Annotated in this window: 14 protein-coding genes and 1 other RNA gene; 8 read left to right on the top strand and 7 right to left on the bottom strand. The window is 67.1% G+C overall.

Going from position 1 to position 14,773, the window contains the following annotated elements:
* Window positions 1-33: 33 nt before the first annotated feature.
* Together ACE3N9_RS11950 and ACE3N9_RS11945 are read right to left on the bottom strand one after the other, a co-directional pair.
* Window positions 34-651: a TetR/AcrR family transcriptional regulator gene (locus ACE3N9_RS11950; RefSeq protein ID WP_374283958.1), complete on the bottom strand. Its 618-nt coding sequence runs from the start codon at window positions 649-651 to the stop codon at window positions 34-36.
* A 5-nt stretch (window positions 652-656) separates the two neighbouring features.
* On the bottom strand, window positions 657-2,384 hold the full coding sequence (locus tag ACE3N9_RS11945) for a thiamine pyrophosphate-binding protein (protein ID WP_374283957.1): 1,728 nt from the start codon (window positions 2,382-2,384) through the stop codon (window positions 657-659).
* 73 nt (window positions 2,385-2,457) lie between these two features.
* Between ACE3N9_RS11945 and ACE3N9_RS11940 the strand changes: the two genes are divergently transcribed.
* Together ACE3N9_RS11940 and ACE3N9_RS11935 are read left to right on the top strand one after the other, a co-directional pair.
* Window positions 2,458-3,246, top strand: coding sequence for an SDR family NAD(P)-dependent oxidoreductase (locus tag ACE3N9_RS11940; RefSeq protein ID WP_374283956.1), 789 nt, complete (start codon window positions 2,458-2,460; stop codon window positions 3,244-3,246).
* Window positions 3,243-4,322 carry a zinc-binding dehydrogenase gene (locus ACE3N9_RS11935; protein ID WP_374283955.1) on the top strand — a complete coding sequence of 360 codons (1,080 nt, stop codon included), beginning with the start codon at window positions 3,243-3,245 and terminating at the stop codon, window positions 4,320-4,322. The genes ACE3N9_RS11940 and ACE3N9_RS11935 overlap by 4 nt, the downstream gene beginning before the upstream one ends.
* A gap of 10 nt (window positions 4,323-4,332) precedes the next feature.
* Here ACE3N9_RS11935 and rnpB read toward each other — a convergent pair.
* The 4 genes from rnpB to ACE3N9_RS11915 all read right to left on the bottom strand — a co-directional run bounded on the left by rnpB (window position 4,333) and on the right by ACE3N9_RS11915 (window position 6,507).
* Window positions 4,333-4,735: RNase P RNA component class A (gene rnpB, locus ACE3N9_RS11930), an RNA gene on the bottom strand.
* Between the two features lie 7 nt (window positions 4,736-4,742).
* On the bottom strand, window positions 4,743-5,444 hold the full coding sequence (locus tag ACE3N9_RS11925) for an N-acetylmuramoyl-L-alanine amidase (RefSeq protein ID WP_374283954.1): 702 nt from the start codon (window positions 5,442-5,444) through the stop codon (window positions 4,743-4,745).
* Complete coding sequence (locus tag ACE3N9_RS11920) at window positions 5,444-6,085, bottom strand: histidine phosphotransferase family protein (RefSeq protein ID WP_374283953.1); 642 nt, start codon at window positions 6,083-6,085, stop codon at window positions 5,444-5,446. The genes ACE3N9_RS11925 and ACE3N9_RS11920 overlap by 1 nt, the downstream gene beginning before the upstream one ends.
* A 26-nt stretch (window positions 6,086-6,111) precedes the next feature.
* Entirely contained in the window at window positions 6,112-6,507 is a 396-nt protein-coding gene (locus ACE3N9_RS11915; protein ID WP_374284041.1) for a Mov34/MPN/PAD-1 family protein, read from the bottom strand.
* A 16-nt stretch (window positions 6,508-6,523) separates the two neighbouring features.
* Here ACE3N9_RS11915 and ACE3N9_RS11910 point away from each other — a divergent pair, with 16 nt between their 5' ends.
* The 4 genes from ACE3N9_RS11910 (at window position 6,524) to mtgA (ending at window position 9,872) form a co-directional block, all read left to right on the top strand.
* Window positions 6,524-7,480: an RluA family pseudouridine synthase gene (locus ACE3N9_RS11910; protein WP_374283952.1), complete on the top strand. Its 957-nt coding sequence runs from the start codon at window positions 6,524-6,526 to the stop codon at window positions 7,478-7,480.
* Between the two features lie 98 nt (window positions 7,481-7,578).
* The gene (gene rpoH, locus ACE3N9_RS11905) at window positions 7,579-8,499 is read left to right on the top strand and encodes an RNA polymerase sigma factor RpoH (protein ID WP_374283951.1); all 921 of its coding nucleotides are present in this window, start codon (window positions 7,579-7,581) and stop codon (window positions 8,497-8,499) included.
* A gap of 72 nt (window positions 8,500-8,571) precedes the next feature.
* Complete coding sequence (locus ACE3N9_RS11900) at window positions 8,572-9,105, top strand: MarR family winged helix-turn-helix transcriptional regulator (protein ID WP_374283950.1); 534 nt, start codon at window positions 8,572-8,574, stop codon at window positions 9,103-9,105.
* Between the two features lie 41 nt (window positions 9,106-9,146).
* Window positions 9,147-9,872: a monofunctional biosynthetic peptidoglycan transglycosylase gene (gene mtgA, locus ACE3N9_RS11895; RefSeq protein WP_374283949.1), complete on the top strand. Its 726-nt coding sequence runs from the start codon at window positions 9,147-9,149 to the stop codon at window positions 9,870-9,872.
* Window positions 9,873-9,984: 112 nt separating this feature from the next.
* Here mtgA and ACE3N9_RS11890 read toward each other — a convergent pair whose 3' ends face one another.
* Window positions 9,985-12,702 carry a TonB-dependent receptor gene (locus ACE3N9_RS11890; protein WP_374283948.1) on the bottom strand — a complete coding sequence of 906 codons (2,718 nt, stop codon included), beginning with the start codon at window positions 12,700-12,702 and terminating at the stop codon, window positions 9,985-9,987.
* 361 nt (window positions 12,703-13,063) lie between these two features.
* Between ACE3N9_RS11890 and ACE3N9_RS11885 the strand changes: the two genes are divergently transcribed.
* On the top strand, window positions 13,064-14,026 hold the full coding sequence (locus tag ACE3N9_RS11885) for a cation diffusion facilitator family transporter (protein ID WP_374283946.1): 963 nt from the start codon (window positions 13,064-13,066) through the stop codon (window positions 14,024-14,026).
* Window positions 14,027-14,119: 93 nt separating this feature from the next.
* Window positions 14,120-14,617 carry a DUF4440 domain-containing protein gene (locus ACE3N9_RS11880; RefSeq protein ID WP_374283944.1) on the top strand — a complete coding sequence of 166 codons (498 nt, stop codon included), beginning with the start codon at window positions 14,120-14,122 and terminating at the stop codon, window positions 14,615-14,617.
* Window positions 14,618-14,773: the final 156 nt, after the last annotated feature.

Raw genomic sequence — 14,773 nt, 5'->3', positions numbered from 1 at the left:
CGGGTCAAGCCCGGGATGACGGAGCGCTAGCGGCTAGATCCCCCGTTTCAGTTCCGCGGCGTCCTCCGCGCCGACCAGCCCCAGCAGCAGCAAGCGGACAGAGCGCGCCAGCTCGCGTGTGAAGCGGGCATCGTCCCACTGTTCGGCCAGCCAGGCCTCGACCGTGGCGGCCATCATCCGCAGCAGCAACTCGGTCAGTTCGTCCGCGCCCAGCAGCGGGGCGAGCGCGCCCGCGTCCTGGCCCGCCTGGACCATGCCGCTCCACAGCAGCTGGCCCTGGTCATGCATCGTTTCGCGCAGGGGGTTGCCCTCGACCCCGACCATCGCGCCATAGAGGCCGCGATAGAACTGCGGTTCGGCGAGGTAATGCACCGCGACAAGGTCAATCGCGCGCAGCAGGCGCGGCAGCGGGGCAAGCGGCGGTAGCTCCGCCAGCCGCGCCGCGAAGCTGGCATATTCATCGTCCACCACCCGCCGCAGCACTTCGGCCTTGGAACCCAGCAGGTTATAGGGCGTTGCCGGGCTGACCCCGGCGCGCTGCGCCAGCTGGGCCATCGAAAAGCCGGTGCCGCCGGTTTCGCGGATCAGCGCGTGGGCCGCGTCGATCACGTTGCGGCGGCGCGTCTCGCGCAGTTCCTGGGACAGTGCCATGGTGCTCAGTCTGCCGGGATATTCTCGTAATAGGGGATCAGCACGTCGCGGCTGCCTTCCTCGACCTGACCCAGCATCGACACGGTGACCGGGTGGACCACATCGGCATCGGTCATCACTTCGATGAAAGCCGGACCGCCGCAGGCCAAGGCCCGTTCCAGCGCCGGGGCGAGATCGGCAAAGCGCGCCACCCGTTCGCTGTGGAGGCCAAAGGCGCGGGCGATGTCGGCATAGCAGGTGCCCTCCAGCTTCGAGATCACGTTGTAATTGCCGCCGAACATGATCTGCTGACCGTGGATCGACATGCCCCAGACCTGGTTGTTCAGCACCACATTGACCACCGGCAGGCGGTGGCGGACCATGGTGTCGAATTCCTGGATGTGAAAGCCCAGCGCGCCATCGCCGGTCAGGTGGACCACGCGCCGGTCCGGGTGGGCCAGCTGCGCGCCGATGGCAAAGCCGGGACCGATCCCGAGGCAGCCGAGGTAGCCGTGGCTGAGCACGCGCGCCGGGGCATTCACCCGCGCCGCCGCTCCGCCCCAGCTGGCCGCCTCGCCTCCGTCGAACACATAGACCGCGTCCGGCCCGGCCGCTTCAGCCACGGCGCGGGCGGCGTGCCAGGGATGGATGCCCTGCGCGGTTTCGGCATCGGGGAACATGGTCGCGAACAGGCCGGATGCAGACAGCGCCTGCGCGCGCCATTCGGCCAGCCCCTGCGGCGCGCGCCCGGCCAGCGCGGCGTCCAGCGCCCGCACCGTCTCGGTGCAATCCGCCGCAATCGCCAGGTCGACGTCGCGGATCCGGCCGATTTCGGCGGCATCGCCGTGGATCTGCGCCAGCTTTGCGGCGTGCGGCACGATCGCGCCCGAACGGCCGCCCAGCAGCAGTCCCAGCTTGCCGCCCAGCAGGATCACCAGGTCGGGCGCTTCCACTCCGATCAGCGGCAGCATGGCGAGATTGCTGGCGGCCCCGCCATCGCAAGGGTGTCCGTCTGGCAGCACGCCGGTTGCCAGCCCCTTGGTGAACACCGGCAGCGGCAATCTGTTAGTCAGCGCGGCCAGCGCTGCCGCGCAGGCGGGCGTCGCCGCCTCGCTCCCCGCGATCAGCACCGGGCGCCTGGCGGCCAGCAGCAAGTCGGCCAGTGCCGCCGTTTCCGCCGGCGCGGGCGCGGGACAGGGCCGGACGTTCACCCCGGCCGGCGGCTGGGCGCGGGTTTCATCAACGCTCATGTGCAGCACATCGATCGGCACTTCGAGCAGGACCGAGCCCCTCGGCAGAGTCATCGCCTTGCGCACGGCCATCGCGGTCAGGTCGGCAATCCGCTCGGTCGCAGGGATCGAAAAGGCCCACTTGGTCGCCGGGCGGGCCATGGCGACCTGATCGATCCCGCCCTGCAGCGGGTTCGTCTCCACCTCGCGCAGCGGCGGGGCGCCGACGATGAACAGCACCGGCGATCCATCCAGCCGGGCATTGGCCATGGCGGTGATCCCGTTGGTAAAGCCTGGCCCGGCGGTGATGATGCACACGCCCAGTTCGCCAGTCGCGCGGGCATAGGCGTCGGCGGCGTGGCCAGCGGCGCTTTCGTGGCGAAAATCGGTCAGTGCAATGCCTTCTTCGACGCAGCCTTTCAGCAGCGCTTCCAGATGCCCGCCGTGCAGCGCGAAGGCGCGCTTTACCCCGGCTGCCTTCAGTGTCCGGGCCAGCAATTGCCCGCCATTCACCCGCTGCCCCATCCCGCCAAACTCCTTGTTGCGACTCTTCCGTCGCCATGTTTATAGTATGCTATAAATATCGGAGGGCAAGAGGATGGCACGGTTTGGCGGCAAGGTGGCGCTGGTCACCGGCGGCGCATCGGGGATTGGCGCGGCGGCGGTGCGGCTGCTGCACGGCGAAGGGGCCAGCGTGGTCATCGCCGATCTGGACGCGGCGGGCGGACAGGCGCTGGCCGGAGAACTGGGCGCAGGCCGCGCCGTATTCCAGCCCACCGACGTCTCCGATTTCGCCCAGGTCCGGGCCGCGGTGGACTGCGCGGTTGAACGCTTCGGGCGGCTGGACGTGCTGTTCAACAATGCCGGGATCGGCAGTGTGTCGGCCATTGCCGACCTGCCGGTGGAAGACTGGAAGCGGGTGCTTGCAATCAACCTTGATGGGGTGTTCTTCGGCTGCAAGGCGGCGATCCCGGTGATGCAGCGCCAGGGCGGCGGGGCAATCGTCAACACCGCATCGGCCAGTGGGCTGGCCGGGGACTATGGCTTTGCCGCCTACAACGCGGCCAAGGCCGGGGTAATCAACTTCACCCGAACCGCCGCGATCGACCATGCCCGCGACAATATCCGCGTCAACGCGGTCTGCCCCGGCCCGGTCGATACCCCGATCCTGGCCGGCGTGCAGGCCGTGCCGGGCCTGCGCAGCCAGTGGGAGGACTGCGTGCCGATGGGCCGCTTTGCCCGGCCCGAGGAAATCGCCGAGGTCGTAGCCTTCCTTGCCAGCCCGGCGGCCAGCTATGTCACCGGGGTATCGGTCGCGGTGGACGGCGGCTTGACCGCGCACACCGGCCAGCCCAACCTGCCCCGGGTGATGGGAGGCATGGCATGAAGGCAGTGATCCGGCGGGGCACGCAGCTGGTCGAGGACGAACTGGCCGAACCCGTGCCCGGCGAAGGTCAGGCGCTGGTGAAAACGCTGGTCTGCGGTATCTGCGGATCGGACCTGCACGCGCTGCACTACCTGGACCACATGATCGGGCTGACCCGCCGCGCCGGGGGCATGGAAACGCTCGACCCGACGAAGGACGTGGTGTTCGGCCACGAATTCTGCGCCGAAGTGCTGGACTATGGCCCGGGCTGCGCGGGCACACTCAAGCCCGGCACGCGCGTCGTCTCGGTTCCGGCCGCCTTCGGCCCGGCGGGGAGCGAGCTGGTCGGTTATTCCAACCTGTTTCCCGGCGGCTTTGCCGAACGCATGGTCCTGCAGGAAGCCCTGCTGCTCGAAGTGCCCAACGGCCTCGATGCCGAGCGCGCCGCGCTGACCGAGCCGATGGCGGTGGGCGAACATGCCGTGGCCCAGGCCCCGCTGACGCCGCAGACGGTGGCGCTGGTGATCGGCTGCGGCCCGGTTGGCCTGTCGGTGATCGCGGCGCTGAAAGCGCGCGGCATCGGCCCGGTGATCGCCGCCGATTTCAACCCGCATCGCCGCCAGGCCGCCGAGGCACTGGGCGCGGACGTGGTGCTCGATCCCGGCCAGCACAGCCCGCACGAGCGCTGGGAAGCGCTGGACGTGCCGGCCACCCTCGCCTCCTATTCCGCCGCGCAGCTGATGGGCCGCGCGATCCGCGATGCGGTGGTGTTCGAATGCGTCGGGGTGCCGGGCATGCTCCAGCAGCTGATCGAAAAGAGCCCGCCGACGGCCAAGATCATCGTGGTGGGCGTGTGCATGGAAAGCGACACGATCGAACCCTCGCTGGCGATCAACAAGCAGCTCAGCCTCAACTTCGTGTTCGGATACAGCCCGGAGGAATTCGCCGCCACCCTGCACGACATTGCCCATGGCACGCGCGATGTGACCCCGCTGATGTCCGGCACGGTCGGCCGTTCGGGCGTGGCGGACGCATTCAAGGCACTGTCGGGCGGCGGCGCGCAGATCAAGCTGCTGGTCGATCCGGGACAGGCTTGAACAGGAACAAATCGCCAGGGGGCCTGTAAGCCGGGTTTTGTAGCGTGGACGGTATCCCAAATGGGACCGTATCCCCGCTGGCAGCCATTCCTCTAGGCCGGACCTTGCGGCGCGGCTCAAGCAACCAACCCGGGCGACTGGCTCGAAACCAGCCTGCTCTTGCGAGCGCGCCGCCCCTATTCGGTCTTGCTCCGGGTGGGGTTTGCCATGCGGTCCCTGTTACCAGGCACCCGGTGCGCTCTTACCGCACCCTTTCACCCTTACCTGCCCGAAGGCAGGCGGTCTGCTCTCTGTGGCACTTTCCCTGGACTTCGCGGCAAGCCACTCGTCCGGCGGGCGTTACCCGCCACCCTTGTTTCGTGGAGCCCGGACTTTCCTCGGCACGTAAGTGACGCGGCTGCCCGGCCCCCTGGCAAGGGGTCATCTAGTCCTTCCCGTGTCGCGATCCAACAACAAAGCGAACAGGATCGCAGAACATTCGCCATCGACCACGCCGTCGATGATATGCGGGCGCCAGCGGCGCTGGAAGGCGCGCACCGCGGCCGGCTGGTCGGAAATGTCATAGCCGAAGCGTTCGAGCGCGAGGAAGAAGGCGCCGTCGTTCTCGTAAGGGCTGGGCATCTGCGCGCGCGGGGTGCGCAGCGCCAGGCGGTGGGCGGCCAGCAGGTCCCAGTCGAACAGTTCGCCCGGATCCTGCTTGCGCGCCGGGGCAATGTCGGAATGGGCCACTACGTTGGCGCGGGGAATGTCGTGGCGCTGGACGATGCCGGAGAGCAGCGGCAGCAGCGCTTCCATCTGCGCGTCGGGGAACGGACGATAGCCGAATTCGTGCCCCGGATTGACCAGTTCGATCCCCACGCTGGCCGAATTCACATCGGTGACGCCGCGCCAGTAACTGCGCCCGGCGTGCCAGGCGCGGCGATCCTCGCGCACCAGGCGGTGGACTGCGCCGTCCTCCTCGATCAGGTAGTGCGCCGATACTTCCCTCGCCGGATCGCACAGCTGCGCCAGGGCCGCCTCGGCGCTTTCCATCCCGGTATAGTGCAGCACGACCATCGAGATCGGCAGCTTGCGCTCGTTCCAGTTGGGGGAAGGCGACTCGAAGTCGATCAGTTCATCCATCAAGCCTCCGGCAGCACCGCGCCCATCACCAGCGCGTCCTCGGTCAACGCATACTGCAGGCCGCCGCCCTGCCCGCTGGCGATCTGGGCGATCATCCAGGCCGGCGCGGTGCGGCTGGACAGGCCGTCGGTGGGCATTTCCAGCGACAGCGCCTTGCCCACTTCCTTGTCGAAGGCGATGCGCGGACCGGCGGCGCGAACGACGATCTCGCTCGCCCCGTCGCGGCTTTCCGCGCCGATATCCAGCGTGCCGCCGCGCACCAGCGCGTCGATCGCGATCGACGCGAGGTTGAGCAACACCTTGACCGCCGGCTTGGGCAGGCTGGCCACGCCCAGCGCCCAGTTGATGCTGATCCGGTCGTTATTCGCCACCAGCGCATCGATCAGCGCGCGCGGTTCCTGCACCGGCACCTGTTCGCCGAACCCGCCCGCCGCGCCAAAGGCGAGACGGAAGAACTTGAGCTTGTCGGCGCTGATCCGGGCGGACTGCTCAAGCAGTTCCATACAGCGCTTGCGCATTTCCGGATCCCGCTCCTCGGCGAGGAGTTCGAGCCCGTTGCTGAGCGCGCCGACCGGGCTGAGCAGGTCGTGGCACAGACGCGAACACAGCAGGGCGGCAAGATCAATCGAAGTGTCGGTCATCAAAATCCTTCCAGGCTGACCACCCTTTAACCCGCCGCGACTCGCAGGGGAAGCGCCTCGAAGCCGTGCGGGCAATCGCGCCACAGCTGCACCGCGCCGCCAGCGACAATCGCCCAGATCCGCCCATCGCCGCTGGCCATGGCGCGGTCGGTTTCGCTGGGTTCGCCCCGCCCGCTCGGGTGCGAATGGTAATAGCCGAGCACCTGCGGCCCGCCGCCGCGCGCGGCGCGGTGCGCGGCGATCAGCGCGGCCGGGTCGATCTCGAACTGGCGGTCCGGCTGGGGGTGAATGTTGGCGGCGGGACGCGCCTCGGCAATCGTCGCGCCCTGCCCCAGCAGCAGCCCGCAACACTCGCGCGGGTGGGCCGCGGTCGCTTCTTTCAGGAGTGTGGCCAAAGCGCCACTTGTCAGCACGGGGTCCATGCCCATGTTGCTAGCAATGAACGGGGGAGAATCCATCATTTCCGGCGTGACCGGCGCGGACGGACAGCGGCTCGACAAGGCCCTGGCCGAAGCGAGCGGCCTGTCACGCGAACGGATCAAGGCGCTGCTGGGCGAAGGCCGCGTGCTGCTGGGCGGCAAGGCGGCGAGCCAGGCCAGCCTGAAATGCGCCGAAGGCACCCCTTTCGAAATCCGCGTTCCCGCTACTGCCCCGGCCGAGGCCCAGGCGCAGGACATCCCGCTGAACGTGGTTTACGAGGATGCCGACCTGATCGTGATCGACAAGCCCGCCGGGCTGGTCGTTCACCCGGCGGCGGGCAACCTCGACGGCACGCTGGTCAATGCGCTGCTGCACCACTGCCATGGCCAGCTTTCGGGCATCGGCGGGGTGGCGCGGCCGGGCATCGTCCACCGGATCGACAAGGACACCTCCGGCCTGCTGGTCGTCGCCAAGAGCGACGCGGCGCACGAGGGGCTGGCCAAGCAGTTCGCCGACCATTCGATCGAGCGCGCCTATTTCGCGATTGTCGCCGGCCTGCCGGTGCCCCCGGCGGGCACGGTGCGCGGCCAGATCGGGCGTTCGGACCACGACCGCAAGAAGATGGCCGTGCTGCACGAGCTGAACAAGCGCGGCAAGCACGCGGTGACCCATTACCGCCTGGTCGAGGCCCTGCCCGGCGCCGCGCTGGTCGAATGCCGGCTGGAAACCGGACGCACCCACCAAGTGCGCGTTCATATGGCGTCAATCGGTCATCCGCTATTGGGCGATCCTGTCTATGGACGCACACCCCCGCGGCTCCGGCCGATCCTTCACGAACTTCACTTCGCCCGGCAGGCGCTGCACGCTGCAGTGCTGGGTTTCCTCCATCCCGTCACCGGGGCCAGCCTGCGCTTTGAAAGCAAGCTGCCCGCCGACATGGCGGCACTGTTGGTCGAATTGAGGGGGTCAAGCTGACCTATACTGGTATAACACGTGTCTATGTGGCCACCGCGCCGGGATGCCTCTATAGGGTCCCTTGAGGGTGGGCCGACGATGAAAGGACAGTAACGTCGATGTCGGACAACGAATCCAAGCTCCCGAGCCGCAGCGGCAGCACCCTGCCGTCGCTGAACGGTGAGCAGAGCCTCAACCGCTATCTGGCCGAGATCAAGAAGTTCCCGGTGCTGACGGCCGAGCAGGAATACATGCTCGCCAAGCGCTATGCCGAACACCAGGATCCCGAAGCCGCCCGCCAGCTGGTCACCAGCCACCTGCGGCTCGTCGCCAAGATCGCGATGGGCTATCGCGGCTATGGCCTGCCGGTGTCCGAGCTGATCAGCGAAGGCAACATCGGCCTGATGCAGGGCGTGAAGAAGTTCGAGCCCGATCGCGGCTTCCGCCTCGCCACCTATGCGATGTGGTGGATCAAGGCGTCGATGCAGGAATTCATCCTGCGCAGCTGGTCGCTGGTCAAGATGGGCACCACCGCCGCGCAGAAGAAGCTGTTCTTCAACCTGCGCCGGATGAAGAAGAACCTCGACGCTTACGAGGATTCGGATCTGCGGCCCGACCAGGTCAAGGCCATCGCCACCAAGCTGGGCGTGTCCGAGACCGAAGTGGTCAACATGAACCGCCGGATGATGATGGGCGGCGATGCCAGCCTCAACGTCTCGTTCAACGACGAGGGCGAAGGCCAGTGGCAGGACCTGCTCGAAGACCAGGGCCCGCTGCAGGACGAAATGGTCGCCGAAGCCGAGGAAGCGGGCCTGCGCCACGCCCTGCTGGCCGAAGCGATGGAAAGCCTGAACGAGCGTGAACGCCACATCCTGACCCAGCGCCGCCTGATCGACGATCCCAAGACGCTGGAAGAGCTGAGCCAGGAATACCAGGTCAGCCGCGAACGCGTTCGCCAGATCGAAGTGCGCGCGTTTGAAAAGCTGCAGAAGGCGATGCTGCGCGTCGCCAATGACCGCCGCCTGCTGACCGCGGCCTGAGGCCGACTTGCGAAACGGGGGGAATTGCGCCAAGGGAGGCGCAGTTTCCCCTTCCCCCGCAGGATCGCGCCCGTGCCCCAGCCTCTGACCGAACGCCTTGAACCGGGCCAGCCGCCCGCGGACGAAGCGCGCGCCCCCCGGCTGGCGCGCGGCGGCCAAAAGCAGATTTCGCTGAAGCTGGCCGGGCTGGAAAGCATCGTCGGGCTGCACCTGGGGATCGGCCATTCGCTGCTGGTCAACAAGCTGGAACCGCAACTCAAGCCGCTGGGGCTGACCGCCAAGCAGGTGACGATCCTGTGGCTGGCCGAAGCCAACCCGGACCTGACCCAGATCGAACTGTCGCGTTTCCTCGAAATCGAACGCGCCACGATCCACCAGTTCACCCGCAGCCTGGTCAAGAACGGGATGATCGAGATCGTCCCCCACCCGAGTGACCGGCGCGCCACCACCCTGCGCCCGACCGCGCTGGGCAAGGCCAAGCTGGCCGAAGCGCGCACCATCATCGCCCGGCATGAAACCGAAACCGTGGCCGTGCTGTCGCCAATCGAACGGCGGCTGTTGCTGGAACTGCTGATGAAGCTGCACGGGGCGGCACGCCCGGATTAAGGCTCTTCACGCGCGCCGGGCGGCGCGTTACCTATCCGCCGATGCGACGCTTCTTCACGCCGTCCCGCCCGCGCAGCGATGCCGGGCTGGCCTTTCGTCTTGGCTGGTGGCTGGGCCGCCTGATCATCTGGTTCCTGGCGATCAGCGTCGGGCTGACGGTGCTGTACAAATGGGTGCCGGTCCCGGTCACGCTGACCATGGTGATGGACCCCAACGGCTTCGACAAGAGCTGGACCCCGCTCAGCCGGATCGACCGCAACATGGTGTCCGCCGTAATCGCGGGCGAGGATGCGAAGTTCTGCAGCCACGCCGGGTTTGACCGCGAGGCGATCGAGAAGGCGATCGAGCGCAACGCCCGGTCCAGCCGCCTGCGCGGCGGATCGACGATCAGCCAGCAGACCGCCAAGAACGTGTTCCTGTGGCAGGGCGCCGGCTGGACCCGCTATGCCCGCAAGGGGCTGGAAGTGTGGTTCACTTTCCTGATCGAACACATCTGGGGCAAGCGCCGGATCATGGAAGTCTACCTCAACGTCGCGGAAACCGGGATCGGCACTTATGGTGTAGAAGCCGGGACACAGCGCTATTTCAACCATTCCGCCGCGCGCCTGTCGAAGATCGAGGCGGCGCGGATCGCCGCCGCCCTGCCCGCCCCCAAGCGCCGCGAGGTCAACGATCCCTCGGGCTTCACCCGCCGCCACGGCAACGTCATCGCCGCGCGCAGCGGCGTGGTCCGCAACGAAGCGCTGGACGGCTGCGTCTACCGTTAAGGGACCGAGCAGGCCAAAGGGCAGCCGCCCGGTTGTTCGCACAACGCAAAAACGAAAAGGGGGCGCCTTGCGGCGCCCCCTTCGCGTTTCGGTCAGGTCCGATCCGGCTGAATCAGAACTTGAACACCACCGAACCCGAGATCGTGCGCGGGGCGCCGATCTGGACGAACTGCGGCGAAGCATAGGCCGCGGTCCCGGAGGTCTTGTTGTAGGTCCCGATCTGGCTGAGGCCGCCACCAAAGCCACCGATGTAGAAGCTGTTGGTCAGGTTGTAGACGTTCAGCTGCAGGTAGGTGTCGTCGTTCAGGCCCAGGAAGCCCAGCTTGAGGCGGGCGTCGAGGTTGAGCATCCAGTACGAGTGCGCGGTCGCGCCATAGATGCCGCCGGTGGCCGCCAGCTGGGCCGCGGTCAGCGCCGGGGCACCGCCCGTGCTGGTCTTGGCGCCATTGGGGATCAGCGTGCCCTGGAACGTCGCTTCATTGGTGTCGTAGATGTAGCGCGGGCCGGTGCGCTTCGCGGTCAGGCCGATTTCGGCCGGGCCGACGTTGGCGCGCACCAGGAAGCCCCAGGTCCACTTCGGCATGCCCGATTCGCGCTTGCCGGCGGTCAGCGCATAGATCGGCGTGCCGTCCTGGTTTTCGCCAACCGCGATGTTGTCGCGGATCTTCGACTTGGTCCAGCTGCCGTTGAGGCCGACCGTCAGGATGTCGTTCGGCTGGTAGTAGATGAAGCCGTCGAAGCCATACTTCTTCACGTTGCCCAGGTTCCGGTACACGTTCTGGTCCAGCGTCGGATCATAGGCGCTGGCGAGGCGGTTGTGGAACTGGTTGTAATAGGCCGAAGCCGCGCCCTGGATCTTGCCCGAACGGAAGCGGACGCCCAGGTCGAAGTTGTCGGTGGTTTCCGGCTTCGGCTTGGTGCCAGCGGTGTTCGCGGCGAAGAAGAACGAGTTGTACAGGCTGTCGGTGCCCGGGACCGAGAGGCCCTGCGAGTAGTTCGCGAAGACATCGACCAGGTCGGTGGCGTGATAGACGAACCCGACGTTCGGCACGAACTTGTTGTAGTTGAAGATCCGGCGCTGCGGCGTCACGGCGGTGGGGTTCAGCGCGGCGTAGGTCGCGTTGGTGGCGCTGCCTTCGCTGAAGCAGTCGACAAAGCCGCCGGCCGAGGTGGTGAAGCAGTTCTGCTTCAGGTTGCGGCGGAAGAACTTGCCGGTCACGCCCGCGGTGACAACCAGCGCGCCGTCCATGTATTCACCGCGATATTCGGTGAAGGCCTGGTGCAGGATCGCGTAGGACAGACGGTCGCGCTTTTCGAGCAGCGAGCCGCCGGCATCCAGTTCGCCCTGGTTGACCGGGAACACGTCGAGCGGCTCGCCATTGCTGGCCAGCAGGCCGACTTCGCCGGTCTGGCGGTGCTGCGCGCGGTCATAGGTGTAGCCGATGCGCAGGGTGTGGGCATCGTCAATGTTCCAGCGCAGGCCGGTGGTCATCGCGATGCGGTGGGTCTGGGTCTGGCTGGGGGCCATCACGGTGACGGTGTCGAGCTTGTCGCCATCGCCGTTCACGTCACGGCCGAAGTACGGCGTGCCGCCGATGTAGCCCGGAACGCAGGTGTTGGTGGCGCTGACCGGGGTCGCGGCGCACAGCACGGTGCTGGCAGTGCCGCCGGCCGAGTTGATGTCGCGCAGACCTTCGTTGCCGGTGACCGTGCCGCCGCCGTTGGCCTTGACGTACTGGTAGCTGGGTTCGAAGTTCCAGACTAGGTCGTCAGCCAGGTGCAGGCGCACCTGCGCGGCAATGTTGCCGGTGTTCGACGGGTTATAGCGACGGTCGAATTCGGTGCCGCAGCTGGCGCTGTTGGTCGGCGCCGGAGCAGGCGCATCGGCAACACCCGCCTGCGCGGTGTCAACCTGGCAGGGGAAGTTGATCAGGTAGAAGCGCTCATCGGCATTGCGCGGGAAGCGGTTCGACGAGTTCGGACCCACCGGGCGCACGGCCGAGTTGGTCAGGCTCTGCGTCAGGTCGGTGCGCAGCGGCAGCGAGCCGAAGAAGTTGTTGCGGTTCTGGTTGTAGTGCGCGCGGATCGCGATGAAATCGGTCCCGCCCAGCGGCTGGTAGATCTTCGCGTTGTACTGCTGCTTGTTGACCTTGCCGTACTGGTTGTAGGGCAGGTTGTTGGTCGAACGGCTGGCCTGGAACCAGGCGCGGGTGCCGCTGCTGGTCAGCTCGCCGGTTTCGATCTTGGCGGAGATGCGCATCATGTCGAACTGGCCGGCCGAACCCGACAGCATCACGCCGAAGTCCTTGTCCGGAACCTTGCTGCGGATGTTGACGGTGCCGCCCACGGCCGAAGCGGTCGGGCTGTCGACGTCGGTGGTGCCGAGGTTGACGTTGACCTCGTCGATCACTTCGGGGTCGATCTGCTGGTTCGAATAGACCGCGTAGTTGCCCGAATCGTTCAGCGGGATACCGTCGACGGTCAGGCTGATGCGGGTCGCGTCAAAGCCGCGGATCGACAGGGTGCCGCCCGACGAACCATAGGCGTCGTTGTTCTGGAAGCTGACGCCCGGGACCTGGTTGATCGTGTCGAGCACGGTCTGGCCGGCCGACTGGCGCTGGATGTTCTCGGCGGTCAGCACCGCCTTGGCCTTGGCCGAATCCGGAGCCGCGACGCCGCCGACCGACTGGGTCTTGTTGCTGGCGCCGGTGACGACGATTTCCTTTTCGAAGTCAACCGAACCGGCCGATTGCGCATGGGCAACGGCGGGAAGCAGCGCAACGCCGACGGCGATGGTGCTGGCGGTGGTCAGGGCGGTCGTGAAACGCATGATGGAGAGTTTCCCTGTTGTGGCGGTCCGGCCAATGCGGGCCCGTGAAAATGCAGTGCTGGCGCGCGGCGAATCGCCGTGGAGCGCTGACTGGCGCCGCTCATACAAGCGCCGCGCCGCCCGCTAAACAGGCCTATGTTGCAAAGTTGTGACCCTCATGGCCCCGTCGCAGGCTACAAGCTGACGATCTTGTTAGTAGATTTCACCAGCCCGGCAGGTCGCGCAACATTAATGCACAACGGCCGGATTTGGCCCTGTTTTCGCGCCTTTGAGCGCACTGCCCAGCCTGTCGATTCTTGCTGCACTGCGGCATTTGTGCAACGCTTGCCCCAGGCCGGGCGCGCCGTGCTATGGACCGGGCATGGGTGGGCATCATCATCACGCGGATCACCATGACCACGACCATAGCCATGGGCACAGCCATGGCCATGGCCATGGCCACCATCACCACCCTGCCCCGGGCAGCCACGGCTTCGCCTTTGCGGTCGCGGTCGTGCTCAACGCGCTGTTCGTGGTGGCGGAGGTTGCCGCCGGGTTCGTCTCGGGATCGACCGCGCTGCTGGCCGATGCCGGGCACAACCTGGGCGACGTACTCTCGCTGCTGCTGGCCTGGGGGGCCAGCGTGCTGGCCGCGCGGCCGGCCTCGGCGCGCTATACCTGGGGTCTGAAAAGCACCTCGATCCTCGCCACGATCGCCAATGCCGCGCTGCTGTGGGTGGCGCTGGGCGCAGTGCTGGTCGAAACGCTGCGCCATCTGTTCGAACCGCGCGAAGTGGCTAGCGGGATGATGATGGCGGTGGCCACAGTCGGGATCGGCATCAACCTGCTGTCGGCGCTGCTGTTCGCGCGCGGCAGCAAGAGCGACCTTAACCTGCGCGCCGCGTTCCAGCACCTGATGGCCGATGCGGTGGTCAGCGCCAGCGTGGTCTTCGCGGGCCTGGCGATCATGCTGACCGGCCAGAACTGGATCGATCCGGTCGCCAGCCTGGTCATCACCGTCGGGCTGGCCTGGGGCAGCTGGGACCTGCTGCGCGATGCGGTGCGGATGGGGCTGCTGGCCGTGCCCGGCCACATCGACGAGGCCGCGGTGCGCGAATGGCTGGCCGCCCAGCCCGGGGTGAGCGCGGTGCACGATTTGCACATCTGGCCGATGAGCACCACCGAAGTGGCCTTCACCGTCCACCTGGTCATGCCGCAGGGGCACCCCGGCGACAATTTCCTGCACGGCGTGATGCAGGCGCTGGAACAGCGCTTCGGCATCCACCACGCCACGATCCAGATCGAACAGCGACAAGAGGATTGCACGCTGAACCACAGCCACTGATCCGCCCCCGCACGGGCGGCCATTTGCCGTTCATCGATCCGCGCTTACGTCTGCCCGCCCGCCATGCTTGAAGGCGTGCGAAGGAGACCGTGCATGCGTTTCAACCATTGGCTGGCCACAGGATTCGCCGTCGCGGCGATCGCTTCGGCCGCCCCGGCCCAGGACGATCCCAGGGCGCTGTTCACCGCGCGCTATGCCGAGCTGCGCGCGGCGATGCAGGCCAAGGATGCCGCGGCAATCGGCAAGGTCGTGACGCCGGACTATGCGATGACCGACATTCGCGGCGAAACCCATGACGCCGCCAGCCTGGCAATGCTGGCCGAACGGATGCAGGGCGGCGCGGCCGACCGCACGACCGAAGCCGAAGTGCTGGCCGCCGCAGTGACCGGCCCCACCGCCCAGGTCAGGCAGAAGGTGAATACCCGGATGACGCGGATCGGGCCGGACGGAGCGCCGCACAAGATGGAAATGATCGTGCTGACCGACGACACCTGGGTGCAGATCGACGGCGCCTGGCGGCTCAGGACGAGCACTCAGAAAGACCTGACCGTCATGCGCGACGGCGAGGAATTCTTTCACCAGGCGAATTGAGGGGAAGTTTCCTCAGGCTTGCCGCGGTGCGGAAAAGCCATCCGGCAGGAGCATTGCCGGGTGCGCTGATCGCCTCCGCGATCAGCTTGGCCTGGCCGGCCCGCTCCCCCGGCCCGACCACCCATTCAGGATACACTTCCGTGGGTGGTCGGGCCG

The organism is Novosphingobium sp. (genome assembly GCF_041905565.1).
Lineage (GTDB): Bacteria > Pseudomonadota > Alphaproteobacteria > Sphingomonadales > Sphingomonadaceae > Novosphingobium.
The sequence above is the reverse complement of the archived record's forward strand: the minus strand, read 5'-3'. Positions and strand labels throughout refer to the sequence as shown.